At 73.7% G+C, this 14,775-nt stretch carries 15 protein-coding genes; 9 read left to right on the forward strand and 6 right to left on the reverse strand.

Annotated features, from left to right (window positions below; translation table 11 throughout):
* The first annotated feature begins 4 nt into the window (after positions 1–4).
* Genes ACWD1U_RS17990 through ACWD1U_RS18000 form a run of 3 tightly spaced genes read left to right on the forward strand, consistent with a single transcriptional unit; the run spans position 5 to position 2,252 of the window.
* Entirely contained in the window at positions 5–763 is a 759-nt protein-coding gene (locus tag ACWD1U_RS17990) for a LamB/YcsF family protein (RefSeq protein WP_451108542.1), read from the forward strand.
* Positions 760–1,377, forward strand: coding sequence for a 5-oxoprolinase subunit B family protein (locus ACWD1U_RS17995; protein ID WP_451108544.1), 618 nt, complete (start codon positions 760–762; stop codon positions 1,375–1,377). The genes ACWD1U_RS17990 and ACWD1U_RS17995 overlap by 4 nt, the downstream gene beginning before the upstream one ends.
* Positions 1,374–2,252: a 5-oxoprolinase subunit C family protein gene (locus tag ACWD1U_RS18000; protein ID WP_451108546.1), complete on the forward strand. Its 879-nt coding sequence runs from the start codon at positions 1,374–1,376 to the stop codon at positions 2,250–2,252. Before ACWD1U_RS17995 ends, ACWD1U_RS18000 begins: the two co-directional genes overlap by 4 nt.
* A 49-nt stretch (positions 2,253–2,301) precedes the next feature.
* Here the strand turns inward: ACWD1U_RS18000 and ACWD1U_RS18005 are convergent, their stop codons facing one another.
* The 5 genes from ACWD1U_RS18005 to ACWD1U_RS18025 all read right to left on the reverse strand — a co-directional run bounded on the left by ACWD1U_RS18005 (position 2,302) and on the right by ACWD1U_RS18025 (position 7,073).
* Positions 2,302–2,469 (reverse strand): hypothetical protein, encoded by a 168-nt coding sequence (locus ACWD1U_RS18005; RefSeq protein ID WP_451108547.1) that lies wholly within the window; start codon positions 2,467–2,469, stop codon positions 2,302–2,304.
* The gene (locus ACWD1U_RS18010) at positions 2,466–3,653 is read right to left on the reverse strand and encodes a glycosyltransferase (protein WP_451108549.1); all 1,188 of its coding nucleotides are present in this window, start codon (positions 3,651–3,653) and stop codon (positions 2,466–2,468) included. Before ACWD1U_RS18010 ends, ACWD1U_RS18005 begins: the two co-directional genes overlap by 4 nt.
* Positions 3,650–4,777 (reverse strand): glycosyltransferase family 4 protein, encoded by a 1,128-nt coding sequence (locus ACWD1U_RS18015; protein WP_451108551.1) that lies wholly within the window; start codon positions 4,775–4,777, stop codon positions 3,650–3,652. The genes ACWD1U_RS18010 and ACWD1U_RS18015 overlap by 4 nt, the downstream gene beginning before the upstream one ends.
* Before the next feature lie 184 nt (positions 4,778–4,961).
* On the reverse strand, positions 4,962–6,380 hold the full coding sequence (locus ACWD1U_RS18020; RefSeq protein ID WP_451108553.1) for a HEAT repeat domain-containing protein: 1,419 nt from the start codon (positions 6,378–6,380) through the stop codon (positions 4,962–4,964).
* 300 nt (positions 6,381–6,680) lie between these two features.
* On the reverse strand, positions 6,681–7,073 hold the full coding sequence (locus tag ACWD1U_RS18025) for an ankyrin repeat domain-containing protein (protein ID WP_451108555.1): 393 nt from the start codon (positions 7,071–7,073) through the stop codon (positions 6,681–6,683).
* A 298-nt stretch (positions 7,074–7,371) separates the two neighbouring features.
* Between ACWD1U_RS18025 and ACWD1U_RS18030 the strand changes: the two genes are divergently transcribed.
* Together ACWD1U_RS18030 and ACWD1U_RS18035 are read left to right on the forward strand one after the other, a co-directional pair.
* A complete protein-coding gene (locus ACWD1U_RS18030) occupies positions 7,372–7,566 on the forward strand; it encodes a hypothetical protein (RefSeq protein WP_451108557.1) in 195 nt (64 codons plus the stop codon).
* 52 nt (positions 7,567–7,618) lie between these two features.
* Positions 7,619–9,286: a hypothetical protein gene (locus ACWD1U_RS18035; RefSeq protein WP_451108559.1), complete on the forward strand. Its 1,668-nt coding sequence runs from the start codon at positions 7,619–7,621 to the stop codon at positions 9,284–9,286.
* Between the two features lie 97 nt (positions 9,287–9,383).
* On the opposite strand, the gene ACWD1U_RS18040 is transcribed toward ACWD1U_RS18035, so the two are convergent.
* On the reverse strand, positions 9,384–10,883 hold the full coding sequence (locus ACWD1U_RS18040) for an SCO1417 family MocR-like transcription factor (protein WP_451108561.1): 1,500 nt from the start codon (positions 10,881–10,883) through the stop codon (positions 9,384–9,386).
* Positions 10,884–10,947: 64 nt separating this feature from the next.
* Between ACWD1U_RS18040 and yczE the strand changes: the two genes are divergently transcribed.
* The 4 genes from yczE to ACWD1U_RS18060 all read left to right on the forward strand — a co-directional run bounded on the left by yczE (position 10,948) and on the right by ACWD1U_RS18060 (position 14,434).
* Positions 10,948–11,637: a membrane protein YczE gene (gene yczE, locus ACWD1U_RS18045; RefSeq protein WP_451108563.1), complete on the forward strand. Its 690-nt coding sequence runs from the start codon at positions 10,948–10,950 to the stop codon at positions 11,635–11,637.
* Positions 11,634–12,401 carry a glycerophosphodiester phosphodiesterase gene (locus ACWD1U_RS18050; protein ID WP_451108565.1) on the forward strand — a complete coding sequence of 256 codons (768 nt, stop codon included), beginning with the start codon at positions 11,634–11,636 and terminating at the stop codon, positions 12,399–12,401. Before yczE ends, ACWD1U_RS18050 begins: the two co-directional genes overlap by 4 nt.
* 49 nt (positions 12,402–12,450) lie before the next feature.
* Positions 12,451–13,794 (forward strand): MFS transporter, encoded by a 1,344-nt coding sequence (locus ACWD1U_RS18055; RefSeq protein ID WP_451108566.1) that lies wholly within the window; start codon positions 12,451–12,453, stop codon positions 13,792–13,794.
* Between the two features lie 265 nt (positions 13,795–14,059).
* Positions 14,060–14,434, forward strand: coding sequence for an RNA polymerase-binding protein RbpA (locus ACWD1U_RS18060; protein WP_030247095.1), 375 nt, complete (start codon positions 14,060–14,062; stop codon positions 14,432–14,434).
* Positions 14,435–14,775 lie beyond the last annotated feature (341 nt).

Below are 14,775 nucleotides of genomic sequence, written 5' to 3' on the forward strand. Positions count from 1 at the left end.
AACCATGGCCTGCATCGATCTGAACGCCGACCTCGGCGAGGGCTTCGGCCGCTGGCGGCTCACCGACGACGAGCGGCTGCTGTCCGTCGTCACCAGCGCCAACGTGGCGTGCGGCTTCCACGCCGGGGACGCCGTCACCATGCGCCGGGTGTGCGAGCTGGCGGCGGAGCGCGGGGTGCGGATCGGCGCCCAGGTGTCCTACCGGGACCTGGCCGGTTTCGGGCGGCGCGCGATGGACGTGCCGCCCGCCGAACTGGGGGCCGAGGTCGCCTACCAGATCGGCGCCCTGCAGGTGTTCGCACGCGCGGCGGGCGCCCGCGTGGCCTACGTCAAACCGCACGGCGCGCTCTACAACCGGGTCGTGCGCGACGAGGAGCAGGCCGCCGCCGTGGTCGACGGTGTGCTCCTCGCGGACGCCACCCTGCCCGTCCTGGGCCTGCCCGGCTCGCGCCTGCTGGAGCTGGCCGGGAAGGCCGGGCTGCCGGCCGTCACCGAGGCGTTCGCGGACCGGGCGTACACCGACGCGGGCACCCTGGTGCCGCGCCCCCAGGAGGGCGCCGTGGTCACCGACCCGGAGACCGTCGTGGAGCGGTCCCTGAGCCTGGCCCGCACCGGGCGGGTCACCTCCCGCTCGGGGGCAAGCATCGAGGTGCGGGCGCGTTCCCTGTGCCTGCACGGAGACACACCCGGCGCGGTGGAGCTGGCTCGCCTCGTGCGGGCGCGGCTGGAGGCGTCGGGGGTCGTCGTGGAGGCCTTCGCATGAACGTGCTCCCCGTAGGCGAGGACGCCCTGCTCCTCGAGGTCTCCTCGGGCCAGGAGGCCCAGGCCCTGCACGCCGAGCTGCTGCGGCGCCGCGCGGAGGGCTCGCTGTCGGCCCGCGAGATCGTCCCCGCAGCCCGCACGGTCCTGCTCGACGGACTCGACGCGCCCGCCCGGCTGGCCGCCGAGCTGACCGCCGCCGAGCTGCCGTCCGCTCCGCCGCCCTCGCACGAGGTGGTCGAGCTCCGGGTGCGCTACGACGGACCGGACCTGGCCGACGTGGCCGCGCACTGGGGCGTGCCGGAGCGGGAGGTCGCCCGCATCCACGCCGAGACGGAGTTCCGGGTCGCCTTCTGCGGTTTCGCACCCGGCTTCGGCTACCTCACCGGCCTGCCCCCGCGCTACGACGTCCCGCGTCGGTCCACCCCGCGCACGGCCGTCCCGGCAGGCTCGGTGGCGCTGGCAGGCCCGTACACGGGCGTGTACCCGCGCTCGTCACCGGGCGGCTGGCAGCTGATCGGCACGACGGACGCCGTGCTGTGGGACCACGCGCGGGTGCCGGCCGCGCTGCTGTCGCCGGGCATCCGCGTGCGGTTCGTCCCCGAGGCGGGGTCGTGACGGACCGGGCGCTCACGGTCGTACGAGCCGGTGCCCTCACCACCGTGCAGGACCACGGCCGCCCCGGCCACGCCCACCTCGGCGTCCCCCGCTCCGGCGCACTGGACCGGCCCGCGGCGGACCTCGTCAACCGGCTGACCGGCAATCCGCCCGGGGCGGCCGTGCTGGAGACGACCCTCAACGGCTGCGCCCTGCGCCCCCGTTCGGCCGTCACCGTGGCCGTGGCGGGCGCGCCCTGCCGTGTCATGGTGGACGGGCGGCCCGCCGCCTGGGGCGCGCCGGTGCACGTGCCCGCCGGTGCGCTGCTGGACGTCGGTCCGGCCCTGTCGGGCGTTCGGGCCTACGTGGGCGTCCGCGGGGGCATCGCGGTCGAGCGCGTGCTCGGCAGCCGCTCGACCGACCTGCTGTCGGGGCTCGGGCCGGCCCCACTCGCGGACGGCACGGTACTGCCGCTGGGGCGGCCGACGGGCGTTCACACGCGCGTGGACGTGGCCCCGCAGCCCGCGCCGCCGTCGGAGCTGGTCCTCCGGGTCACACTCGGCCCGCGGGACGACTGGTTCACACCGGAGGCCGTACGCACCTTCGTCTCCCGCGCCTACCGGGTGTCCTCCGCGAGCAACCGCATCGGGCTGCGCACGGAGGGGCCCGGCCTGGAGCGCGTCCGGCCCGGGGAGCTTCCCAGTGAAGGCATGGTGCTGGGCGCCGTCCAGGTCCCGCCCGACGGCAGGCCGGTGGTGTTCCTGGCCGACCATCCGACCACCGGCGGGTACCCGGTGATCGCCGTGGTCCGGGCCGCCGACCTCCCGGCCGCTGCCCAGGCAGTTCCCGGCACCCCGGTCCGCTTCATGGCCGTACGCCGCCCGCGCCTGCTGTGAGAGGGGTGCCGGGCCCGGCGCCGCTCTCGCACCAGCCCCGCAGCACAGGTCAGACCGCGTCCGGCTGGTCCTCCACCGACAGCGGGGAGAGGGCCGCCGACACCGCCGCGCAGACTGCCGGCAGCGCGGCCCACTCGCGCCACACCCCGTCGCCGGCGGGGCCGCGCACGCGCTCGGCCGACGAATCGCCGAGGGCCACGGACCGCGGTGGCCTCACGCCGCGCCCCCGGACACGAACGGCCGTACGGGAACGGCCGCGTCGTGCGCGGTGAGGAAGGCGTCGACCGCCGCGTTCCACCCGAAGCACTCGGCACGCGCGCGTGCGGCCTCGCGCCGGTCCGCCTCCGGTCGTTCCAGCAGCAGGTCCACGGCGTCGGCGAACGCCTCCCCGTGGTCCGCTGCGACCGCTCCGGCGGAGCCGATCACCTCCGGCAGCGCGGACGACGCGCTCGCCGCCACGGGCGTGCCGCACGCCATGGCCTCCAGGGCGGCGAGCCCGAACGTCTCGGCGGGTCCGGGAGCCAGGGCCACATCGGCGGACGCCTGGAGCGCGCCCAGCAGCCCGCGGTCGGCCACATGCCCCAGGAAGGTGACCGGCAGGGCACTCTCCCGCGCACGCTGTTCGAGCCGGGGGCGCAGCGGACCGTCCCCGGCGACGACCAGCACCGCCCGCCGCCCGCGCCGCAGCAGCGACTCCAGGGCGTCCAGTGCCGTGCCGGGCCGCTTCTCCACGGACAGCCGCGAGCACATCACGAGCAGCGTCTCGTCCACGCGCGCGTGCCGCGCCCGCACCTCCGGGTCGCGCAGCGCGGGATGCCGCTGCACCAGGTCGACACCCAGCGGGGCCCTCACCACGTTGCGTGCCCCGATCCGCGCGAACTCCCGCTCGGCGAACTCGGTGGTGCACACCACGCGCGCGTACGTGTGGGCGGTACGGATGTTGAGGGCGTCGGCGGCGCGCCGGGCGGCTCCCTCGGGCAGGCCCCAGGTGCGCAGCACACCGTCGGCGGTCTCGTGGGAGACCATCACGGCCGGGACCCGGGCACGCCGTGCCCACCTGCCGGTCCACCTCAGGGTCGTGCGGTCGGACACCTCCAGCCGGTCCGGCGCGAGCTCCTCCAGCAGCCGGGCCACGCGCCGCCTGTCGGTGAGGACGCGGTAGCCGCCGGTGCCGGGCAGCAGCGGCCCGGGAAGGGTGATCACGCGCCCCTGCTCGGTGTCGTGGTCGCTCGTCCGCTCACCGGGGACCACGAGGACGGGCTCGTGGCCCGCCGCCCGGTAGCCCTTGCCGAGTTCGCGCAGGGCGGTGCGCAGACCACCGGAGGCGGGCGCCACGAAGTTCGCCAGCCTGATGATCCGCAGCGCCTGGCGGCTTCCGCTTCCCGCGTGTGTGCCGCTCATGCCGCCACCGCCGTCCGCCGCCCGGCGAGCACGTTCGTGTAGTGCCCGATCAGCTGGTCGCCGACGGCCGCCCAGGTGCGGCCCTCGACCATGGCCCGCCCGGCGGCGCCGAACGCGGTCCGCAGCCCGGGGCCGGCGGCCAGGGCACGTACCGCGTCCCGTACCGCGGCGACGTCGTGCGGGGGCACCAGCAGCCCGGTGCGCCCGTGCGCGACGAGGTCCAGCGGCCCGCCCGCGGCGGGTGCCACCACGGGCAGACCGCTGGCCATGGCCTCCTGGACCGTCTGGCAGAAGGTCTCGAACGGACCCGTGTGCGCGAAGACGTCGAACGAGGCGAAGACCCGGGCGAGGTCGTCACCGGTGCGCCGGCCCAGGAAGACCGCGCCGGGCAGCGCCTGCTCCAGGCCGGGCCGGCTGGGGCCGTCGCCGACGACCACGACCCGGACACCCTCCATGCCGCAGGCACCGGCGAGGAGTTCGACGTGCTTCTCGGGGGCGAGCCGGCCGACGTAGCCGACGATCAGCTCGCCGTTCGGGGCGAGTTGGCGGCGCAGGGCCTCGTCGCGGCGGTCGGGCCGGAACCGTTCGGTGTCGACGCCGCGCGGCCACAGCTCGACCCGGGGCACCCCGTGCGTCTCCAAGTCGCGCAGGGCCGCGCTGGACGGGGCGAGGGTGAGGTCGGCGGCACCGTGCACGGAGCGGATGCGCCGCCAGGCGGCGGCCTCTCCGGCGCCCATGTAGGTACGGGCGTATCCGGCCAGGTCGGTCTGGTAGACGGCGACGGCGGGGACGCCGAGGCGGGCGGCGGCGGCCATGCCGCGCACACCGAGGACGAAGGGGCTGGCCAGGTGGACGACGTCCGCACGGTGCTCGATGAGCGCGGCAGCCAGACGCCTGCTCGGGAGGGCGACACGGACCTGGGGGTAGCCGGGGAGCGGAAGGGAGGGGACGCGGACGACGGGGCACGGCGCGGACACGTCGGGCTTGTTGCCGGGGGCGGGGGCCGGGGCGACGACGACGGGGGCGTGACCGCGATCGACGAGGTGCCGGGCGGTCTGGAGCGCGCAGTGGGCCACGCCGTTCACGTCGGGGGGAAAGGATTCGGTCACGATGACGACACGCATACCGGTGTTGTCGCCGTGCCGGACGTGGCCGCGTCAACGTGGACCTTTCCCCGCGAAGAACGTCCCATGAGCGTTCTGAGGTGCACACGCGCAGGTCAGGTCGTGTCCATGCCCTCCTGACCCGCGGGCCATCCGAGGTTCATCTCCGCGGCAGGGTTCCGCCTCGGTGTTCTCGCAGCGGGGGTCACACAGCGGTCTCCTCAGGACCGATCCGGCTGCGTACGGCCGTCTGGACCTCGTCCTCCTCGGCCGGATCGGCGGCGAGCCGGCGCAAGCGCTCGACGACACGGGCGTCGCCCGTCTCGGCGTGCCGGGCGGCGAGTTCGCGGGTGGTCTCCTCGCAGTCCCACAGGCATTCGACGGCGAAGCCGGTGCCGAAGGCGGGGTCGGTGGCGGCGAGAGCCCGGGCGGCCCGGCCGCGCAGACGGGAGGAGGCGGTCTCGCGGTAGATGTGGCGCAGGACGGGCGCGGCGCAGGCGATGCCGAGCCGTCCGGTGCCGTCGACGAGGGTCCACAGGGTCGGTGCGTCGGGGCCTTCGCCCCGCACGGCCTCGCGCAGTGCCGCGAGGACCGGGTCGCGATCCTGCGACCCGCCCCGGCATGCGAGCACGCGTCCGGCTGCGGCGCCCAGCGCGTCCGGCCGCCGGACCCAGCCGCGGGCGCGGTCGACGGCGGCGAGCGAACGCATGCGTTCGAAGGCGTCGACGGCTGCGTCCACGACGAGCGTCGAGCCGGCGGTCACGGCGCCCTCGATCAGATCGAGGGCGTCGGGATCGTTGCCGTCGGCGAGGTAGCGCAGGGCTGTGCAGCGGGCTCCGTCGGAGCCGTCCCTCGCCGCGCGGACGATCTCGTCCCGGTCCTCGGGGCCCGCGACGGCGCTGAGACAGCGAGCGGCCGGCACGTGGAGTGCGGCGCCCCGCTCGATGCCCTGCTGGGCCCATTCGAAGACGGCCTGCACGCTCCACCCGGGGCGCGGGCCCGTCGGTCGCATCTGCCGCTGCCAGCGGTCGAAACAGCCGGCCTCGTGGGCGGCACGCACGCGGGTGGCGATGGATTCGCGCGGATCCTCGGCCCACAGCCGCCACGGCCGGGGCTCGAAGGCGTCACGGACGGTCGCGGCCAGCCCGGCCTCGCCCTCCGGGTCGGCCGGGAAGCGCGCGAGGACGGGCGCGGCGAGGGCGCGCAGCCCCGCGTCGTCGTCCCGGAGGGCCAGCTCGTCGAGGGCCCAGGCCCAGTTGGAGCCGTGGGCGGCGTACCTGCGCAGCAGTTCGAGCGCGTCCCGCCTGCCGTAGGAGGCGAGGTGTCCGAGGACGGCGAGAGCGAGCCCTGTGCGGGACTCGTCGGTGTCCAGGACGTCCTCAGTGTCGAAGAGGTGCGCCTCGATCTCGTCCAGTTCGCCGTTCAGGTCGAGGTAGAGGCGGGCGTAGTAGAGGGAGCGGTTCTCCACCTGCCAGTCGTGGCGGGGATCGCGCAGCACGCAGTGGTTCAGTGCCGCGAGCGCCTCGGGGCGCGGGGCGGTGAGCGCGTGCAGTGTGCCGTCGCCGCGGCCCCGCTGGAGCAGGCCGAGCAGCGTACCGCTGGGCGCTATGACCGGATCGAACATGGGAAACAGCCTCACATCAAGCGTCGACGCAACCGGGGACGTGTACTACCTGGCCGCGCGACAACACGTCGGAGTGCCCGCCGTTTCCTGCTTGCTGTAGACCATCTTCCTCTGCCTCTCGTCGGTGGCCCCTGCGGACCGCGTCACGGCCCGCGCGGTGCGGCAACACTTGCCCAACCATCACGTCCGTGAACCACGTCGTCATGATGACTCGGCACTTCCGTCTGCCGCGACCGAAATTTCGGCGGCCCCGTACCGCCTCCCCCGTTTTCCGTGTCGTTCCAGGTCAGACTGGTCGGCTCAGCGCTCGCCGAACAGTTCGAGCAGTTCCGTCCGGCCGAACATACGCGCTGTGTCGACGGCCGAGGGCGTGCCGGCGGACGGGTCGGCGCCGCCCTCCAGGAGGGCCTTGACGACGTCCGTCTCACCCTTGAACGCCGCTCCGGCGAGCGGGGTCTGACCTCGGTCGTTCACCCGGTTCGCCTCGGCGCCGCGGGCGAGCAGCGCGCGCACCGCGTCGGAGTGGCCGTGGTAGGCGGCGAGCATCACGAGCGAGTCGCCGCGGTCGTTGGTGAGGTTGGCGGGAACGCCCGCGTCGACGTACGCCACGAGTTCCTCGGTCCGTCCCCGCCGGGCCAGATCGAAGATCTTGGTCGCCAGCTCCACGACCTCGGGGTCGGGGACTTCGGTCATCGGCCGGACCGCCTCTCCACTACGCGTCACGTTCGGTGCGTACGTCTGCCTGTGCCGCAGCCGTACGAGTGAATCGCCAGGGTACTGGCTCGCGCGGCACATGACCCGATGTGCCCGAGGTAAAGATCACCGCACACCCGGGTGAGCGCGACAGTCAAGCTCGGCCGGACCGGGGACCACTCCGCCAGCACGGGGAAATCGTCAGAACTTCCCTCATTTGCACCTTTTATCGTATGGATACATCCTGTGAGCCTGGAAGTACTCATGGTGACTGTCCCCGCTAACCAGGAGAACTCAAATGATCCTCTCCATCTCAGGCGTGGTCCTGCTCGGCATCGTCGTCTTCATCTTCTTCCGCAAGGACGGGCTGAAGGCCTCCCACGCCGTTGTGGCGGTGCTCTTCGGCTTCTACCTGGCCAGTACGGCCATCGCCCCGAGCATCAAGGCGGGCGGCGAGAGCCTGGCGAGCCTCCTCGGCGGAATCAAGTTCTGACGACCCCGCCCTCCGTACGCATCCCGCCCGTACGCACTCACTGGAGGCACTAGTGGCCCGGCGCCCCCTCCCCCGCATTCTGAGCAACGGCGGCGCGCAGCTCGCCCGGAGCCGGGAGCTGGCCCGGACGGCCGCCGACAGCGCCGCGGACGTCCTCCATCCGCTGATCACGGTCACGCGCGGTCTGGGCCGGCTGGCCGGAGCCGGACGACGCAGGTGGACGCAGACCCCCAAGGAGAGACGGGGGGCGCTGCTGTTCCTGGTGGCCTCGGTGATCCTGGTCGTGGCGCTGGTGCCGTACGGGCCGCTGCTGGCCGCCATCACCCTGATGGCGGCGGCGGCCTGGCAGGGCCGGGACCGAACCCCGGCGGCATCCGGCGGGCCCGACGAGTCGCAGGCCCAGCGCCTGAAGTCGCTGTACGAGGCGCTCGTGCCGTACTTCTCCACCGCCGAGGATCCCGAGCCGCTGTACGCGCACGGCGGCGCGTGGGACAAGGCCTTCCCCACCTACGCGTTCGACGGCGGCGGCCGGATCTCCCAGCTCGTGGTCCGCTACCCGGCGTACTTCACCGACGGCGAGGCCGAGTCCCGCGCCAGGATCGAGCACCTGCTCGCCGCCAAGTCGGGCCGTGACCGCGAGTACCACTTCACGTGGGACGAGGAAGGCAACCAGTTGACGCTCGGCGCGCTCCTGCCGCTCCCCGTCGACATCACGGCCCAGCGTTTCGTCGCGGCACCCGGCGAGACGGTCCTCGGCTTCACCGACCCCACCCGGGTCCAGCGCACTCTCCCCCTCAGGCACGGCGAAGAGCAGCGGGACGTACCCCCGGTCGTCTGGCGCACGGGCCCGCGCTCCACCGAGCCGCACCTGCTCGCCCTCGGTCAGCCGGGCACCGGCACCTCCACCCTGCTGCGGTCCATCGCCCTGCAGGCCCTCCAGCACGGCGACGTGGTGATCGTCGACGGCGGCGGCACCGGCGAGTACGCTTGCCTGACCGGCCGCGACGGAGTCCTGGCCGTCGAGTGCGGTCTCGCCGGGGCGACGGCGAGCCTCGAGTGGGCCGCGACCGAGACGGAGCGCCGCCTCATCGCCGCCAACCGGGCCCACCAGGCGGGGCACCCGCCGCCCGACGACACCAAACGTCCCCTGTGGATCCTCCTCGACCGCCCGACCGCGTTCACCCATCCGGCCGCCGCGGACGACCGCAAGGACCCGCTGTCCCTCCTCCAGGTCCCCTTGCGCCACGGCCGCCCGGCGAACGTGACGGTGGTCGTGGCCGAGCAGCTGGACAGCATGGACGCCCTCGGTGAACCGGTACGCCGGCACACCCGCGCGCGAGTGGTCCTCGGCCCGGCGACGGCGGAGCAGCTCGAGTCGGTCCTGGGCGCTCCCCCGCACACCACCCCCGTCGACCAGCTCCCTCCCGGCCGCGGCTACGCCCGCCTCGGCACGGGCCCGGTCCACCGCCTCCAGGTGCCGGCCACGCCGAACCCCAACGACGACGCGACCCCCGACGCCCACCGCGAGGCGGTACTGGCCCTCCTCCCTCCCCGCACGACACCGGCGGACGGGGAGACGGTGCCGGAGCCGGAATCCCGGCCCACGGATCAGGAAGCGGCACCGGCACCGGAGGAACCGGAACCCGAGCCGGAGGCGGTGCCGGTCCTGACGGAGGAACCCCTGCCGAACCCGGTACCGGCGCTGACCAAGGAAACCTGACTGCGGCACGCGTGCCGCCGGGGCCGCACGGATGGGGCACGCGAGGCGCCCGCACCGCCGGGCTGCGCACCCACCCCGCCTCCACCGGGGCCCAGCGCTAGGCGACGAACGTACGCGGCGCCTCCGTACCGCCGACCCCGCCCGACTCCACGAGCCCCGCCGCCGCGGCCAGCCGCACAGCCGCCTCCTCGGCCACGGCCCCACCCACGGTGAACGGCAACCGCACGTACCCCTCGAACGCCCCGTCCACCCCGAACCGGGGCCCGGACGGCACCCGCACCCCCACGCGCTCCCCCGCCTCCGCCAGCCGCGACCCGGACAGCCCCCCGGTTCGCACCCACAGCGTCAGCCCGCCCTGCGGCACCTCGAACTCCCACCCCGGCAACTCCCGCCGCACGGCAGCCACCAGCTCGTCCCGGTTCGAACGGGCCTGCTCCCGCCGCACTTCCACGGCCTGCTCCCAACCCCCCGTCCCGAACAGCCAGTTGACAGCGAGCTGTTCCAGCACCGGCGTACCGAGATCGGCGTAGGCCCGTGCCGCGACCAGGCTGCGGATCACGTCCGGCGCGGCCCGCACCCACCCGATCCGCATCCCGGCCCAGAACGCCTTGCTCGCCGACCCCACCGTGATCACGGTCGACCCGGCCGGGTCGAACGCGCACACCGGGCGCGGCATCCGCACCTCCGGGTCGAGCCACAGCTCGCTCATCGTCTCGTCGGCGATCAGCACCGTCCCCGCCGACCGCGCCGCGTCCACCAGCCGCCGCCGCTGGTCCTCGTCGGCGAGCGCCCCGGTCGGGTTGTGGAAGTCGGCGACGACGTACGCGATGCGGGGCGCGGCGTCCCGCAGCACCTGCCGCCAGCGGTCCATGTCCCACCCGGAGAGCCCTTCCGCCATGGCGACGGGCACGAGCCGGGCCCCGGCCTCCCGCATCAGCTGGAGGATGTTGGCGTACGAGGGCGACTCGACGGCGATGCGCTCCCCCCGCCCGCCGAACAGATGGCAGATCGCGTCGATCGCGCCCATCGCCCCGGTCGTCACCATGATCTGCTCGGGCATGGTCGGGATCCCGCGCGCGGTGTAGCGCTCGGCGATCATCGACCGCAGCGCGGGCAGTCCGGCCGGATAGTCGCCGTGCGTGTGCGCGTACGGCGGCAGCTCCTCCAGCGCACCCCGCACGGCGCGGGTGAGCCAGGGCTCGGGGGCGGGCAGCGCGGCACAGCCGAGGTCGATCATCGAGCCGAGGGCCTCCGGCGGCAGGGGCTCCAACCCCCGTGCCGGCAACGGGTTCCCGGCCGGTACGGCGGTCCAGCTGCCCGCGCCCCGCCGGGACTCCAGGAACCCCTCGCTGCGCAGCGCCTCGTAGGCGGCGGCGACCGTCGTACGGCTGACGGACAGCGAGAGGGCGAGTTCCCGCTCGGCGGGCAGCCGGGCGGCCACCGCGACACGGCCTTCGAGCACCAGCAGGCGGATGCCGTCGGCGAGCGCGCGATAGGCCGGCGGCCGGCGCGTGCCGGGCCCCGCCGGGCGGTCCTGCTGGGAGTTGAGCAGCCGGGCGAGCTGCGCCGCACCCACGGCCGAGGTCCACTGCGCCATCGGAATCAGTCCACCTTCCCAGGATTGGCCCTGGATGGCCTCTCCATCCAAGCCACAGGGTGTCATGCGGCAGTCCACTACCACCACAGGGGGGCACTTCATGTCCACGCGGAGGCATCTCGCCCGGAGACTCACCCAGCTCTACGCCGGTCTCGCGTTGTACGGGGCGAGCTCGGCGCTGCTCGTCCGGTCGGGCCTGGGTCTTGAGCCGTGGAACGTGCTGCACCAGGGCCTCGCCGAGCGGACGGGGCTGTCGATCGGAGTGGTGCTGACCATCGTGGGTGCCGCGGTGCTGCTCGCGTGGATCCCGCTGCACCAGCGGCCGGGGCTGGGCACGATCTCCAACGTGCTGGTCATCGGCATGGCGATGGACGCGACGCTGGCCCTGGTGCCCGACGCCCACGGCTGGGCGTTGCGCGTGAGTCTGATGACGGCGGGCATCGTCCTGAACGGCGCGGCGACCGGCCTGTACATCGCGGCGCGCTTCGGTCCGGGCCCGCGCGACGGTCTGATGACCGGACTGCACCAGCTCACGGGCGTCTCCATCCGCCTGGTGCGCACGGGCATCGAGCTCACGGTCGTGGCGACCGGGTTCGCCCTGGGCGGCACCGTCGGCGTCGGCACCCTCCTGTACGCGGTGGCGATCGGCCCGCTCGCCCAGCTGTTCCTGCGCGTGTTCGCCGTCCCGTCGGCACCGGGCGGGAGCACCGTCGTTGCCACCGGTCAACCCCGAGGGGTGATACTGCGTCCGTGACCCCGCGGATACGCCACCCCTACCTCGACCATCCCGGCCCGATCGCCTTCGCCCACCGGGGCGGGGCCGCGGACGGTCTGGAGAACACCGTGCGGCAGTTCCGGTGCGCCGTCGAGGCGGGCTACCGGTACATCGAGACCGACGTCCACACCACGCTGGACGGCAAACTCGTCGCCTTCCACGACGCGACCCTGGACCGGGTCACGGACGGTGCGGGCCGGATCGCCGACCTGCCCTGGCACGAGGTACGGCAGGCCCGTGTGGCGGGCGTCGAACCGCTGCCCCTTCTCGAGGAGCTCCTGGAGACCTTCCCCGACGTGCGCTGGAACGTGGACGTCAAGGCGGAGGCCGCCCTGCTGCCCTTCCTGGACCTGGTCGGCCGGACGGACTCCTGGGACCGGATCTGCCTCGGTTCGTTCTCCGAGGCCCGCGTGGTCCGCGCCCAGCGGCTGGCCGGCCCGCGCCTGGCCACGTCGTACGGCACCCGGGGCGTGCTCAACCTGCGGCTGCGCTCCTGGGGGCTGCCGGCCGCGGTGCGCCGGTCGGCGGTCGCCGCTCAGGTCCCCGAGATGCAGTCCGGCATCCAGGTCGTGGACGGCCGCTTCATCCGCGCCGCCCACGCGCGCGGGCTCCAGGTGCACGTGTGGACCGTCAACGATCCCGAGAGCATGCACCGTCTTCTGGACCTCGGCGTGGATGGCATCATGACCGATCACATCGACACATTGCGCACGGTCATGGAGGACCGCGGGGTCTGGGTCTGAGACCCCGGGCCGGCCGGCTCCGCGCGTGCACGGGGAAGCGAGGGCAGGGGTGGGCACCGACACCGCGCGGACACCGCCCGCCGACGGGGCGGACCTCAGACGCGAGCAGCGCGGCTGGTACGTCTACGACTGGGCGTGCTCCGTCTACTCGACGAGCGTGCTCACCGTCTTCCTCGGCCCCTATCTCACGTCGGTCGCCGAGTCGGCCGCCGACGCCGACGGGTACGTCCACCCCCTGGGCGTCCCGGTGCGCGCGGGATCCTTCTTCGCGTACTCGGTGTCCCTGTCGGTGATCGTGGCCGTGCTGGCGATGCCCTTGGTGGGCGCCGCCGCCGATCGCACCGGCCGCAAGAAGCCCCTGCTCGCGGCCGCGGCCTACGTGGGCGCCACGGCCACGACGGCCATGTTCTTCCTGGGCGGCGACCGCTACCTGCTCGGCGGTGCCCTCCTGGTCGTCGCGAACGCCGCGCAGTCCGTGGCGATGATGCTCTACAACTCCTACCTGCCGCAGATCGCCCCGCCCGAGCAACGGGACGTGGTGTCCTCCCGGGGCTGGGCCTTCGGCTACGCGGCGGGCTCACTGGTCCTCGTCGCCAACCTGGTCCTGTACACCGGGCACGACGCCTTCGGCGTCTCCGAGAGCACGGCGGTCCGCATCTGCCTGGCCTCGGCGGGCCTGTGGTGGGGCGCCTTCGCCCTGATCCCGCTGACGCGACTGCGCGATCGCAGGTCCGCCGCTCGGGAGGCGGCCCTCCCGGGTTTCCGGCAGCTCGCGGCCACCGTCCGCGACATGCGCCGCCACCCGCTGACCCTGGCCTTCCTGCTCGCGTACCTCGTCTACAACGACGGCATCCAGACGGTGATCTCCCAGGCCTCCGTCTACGGTTCCGAGGAACTGGGCCTCGGGCAGTCCACCCTCATCGGCGCCGTCCTGCTGGTGCAGGTGCTGGCGGTGGCGGGCGCGCTGACGATGGGCCGGCTGGCCCGGACGTACGGCGCCAAGCGCACGATCCTCGGCTCTCTGGTCGCCTGGACGGTGACGCTCGCGGCCGGTTTCTTCCTGCCCGCCGGGGCGCCGGTGTGGTTCTTCGTCCTGGCCGCTGGGATCGGCCTGGTCCTCGGCGGCAGCCAGGCGCTGTCCCGCTCCCTGTTCTCCCACCTCGTCCCGCCCGGCAAGGAGGCCGAATACTTCTCCGCGTACGAGGTGAGCGACCGCGGCATGAGCTGGCTCGGACCGCTGCTGTTCGGGCTCACCTACCAGCTGACCGGGAGCTACCGGGACGCGATCATCTCGCTGGTGGCGTTCTTCGTGCTCGGGTTCGCCCTGCTCGCCCGGGTTCCGGTCCGGCGTGCGATCGAAGAAGCGGGGAATCCGGTTCCTGACAGGATTTAGCACTGAGCACGAAAGGGCTGTAGTGTACGCGTTTGGCCTGCCAGGCGTACCGTTACTGCGCGTCAAAGATGCCGAAACGCTGGGTTATATCTGCTTCAGATGTGACAAACCGGGCGCTGGTGGGTACAACAAGGGCGGCTACGACGGCGACGCACGACCCGGTACGGGACTCGGAACGGGAATCTTTACCGCCGACCGGACGTTGACCGGATGACGACGACAGCGACACCTGTCCTGTGGGCGACAAGCCCGGGAGGCACGATTCATGAGTGAGCGAGCTCTTCGCGGCACGCGCCTCGTGGTGACCAGCTACGAGACGGACCGCGGCATCGACTTGGCTCCGCGCCAGGCCGTGGAGTACGCATGCGAGAAGGGGCACCGGTTCGAGATGCCCTTCTCGGTCGAGGCGGAGATCCCGCCGGAGTGGGAGTGCAAGGTCTGCGGGGCCCAGGCACTCCTCGTGGACGGCGATGTCCCGGAAGAGAAGAAGGGCAAGCCCGCGCGTACGCATTGGGACATGCTGATGGAGCGGCGCACCCGTGAGGAACTCGAAGAGGTCCTCGAGGAGCGCCTGGCGGTTCTGCGCTCCGGCGCGATGAACATCGCTGTTCATCCCCGGGACAGCCGCAAGTCGGCCTAGTCCCGGCAAGGCCTGGCTGATTGTTCAGCGCACGTCAGTGACCGCGGGCGCCGTACGCGTTGTACGGCGCCCGCGGTTTTGCCGTGCCCGGATGAGAACCCTGGCTGAGCCGGGAGTACGCGACCTCGCTGAGCCGGCCGGAAGCGGGGCGACCGCCGGGAGCAGCCGAGCGCCGATCACGCACGGCTCCCTGTACCGCCCCCGCCGGGCCCTCAGGGGTCCTTGCACTATGAGCGTCCGATCAGGTCGCGGGGGGGGGGGGGGGGGGGGGGGGCGGGGGCCCCCGCCCCCCCCCGCGGGGGGGCGCCGGAAGGGACCCCCCGCGCCCGGGCGGCGGCCGC

This window comes from Streptomyces sp. NPDC002788, assembly GCF_053592115.1.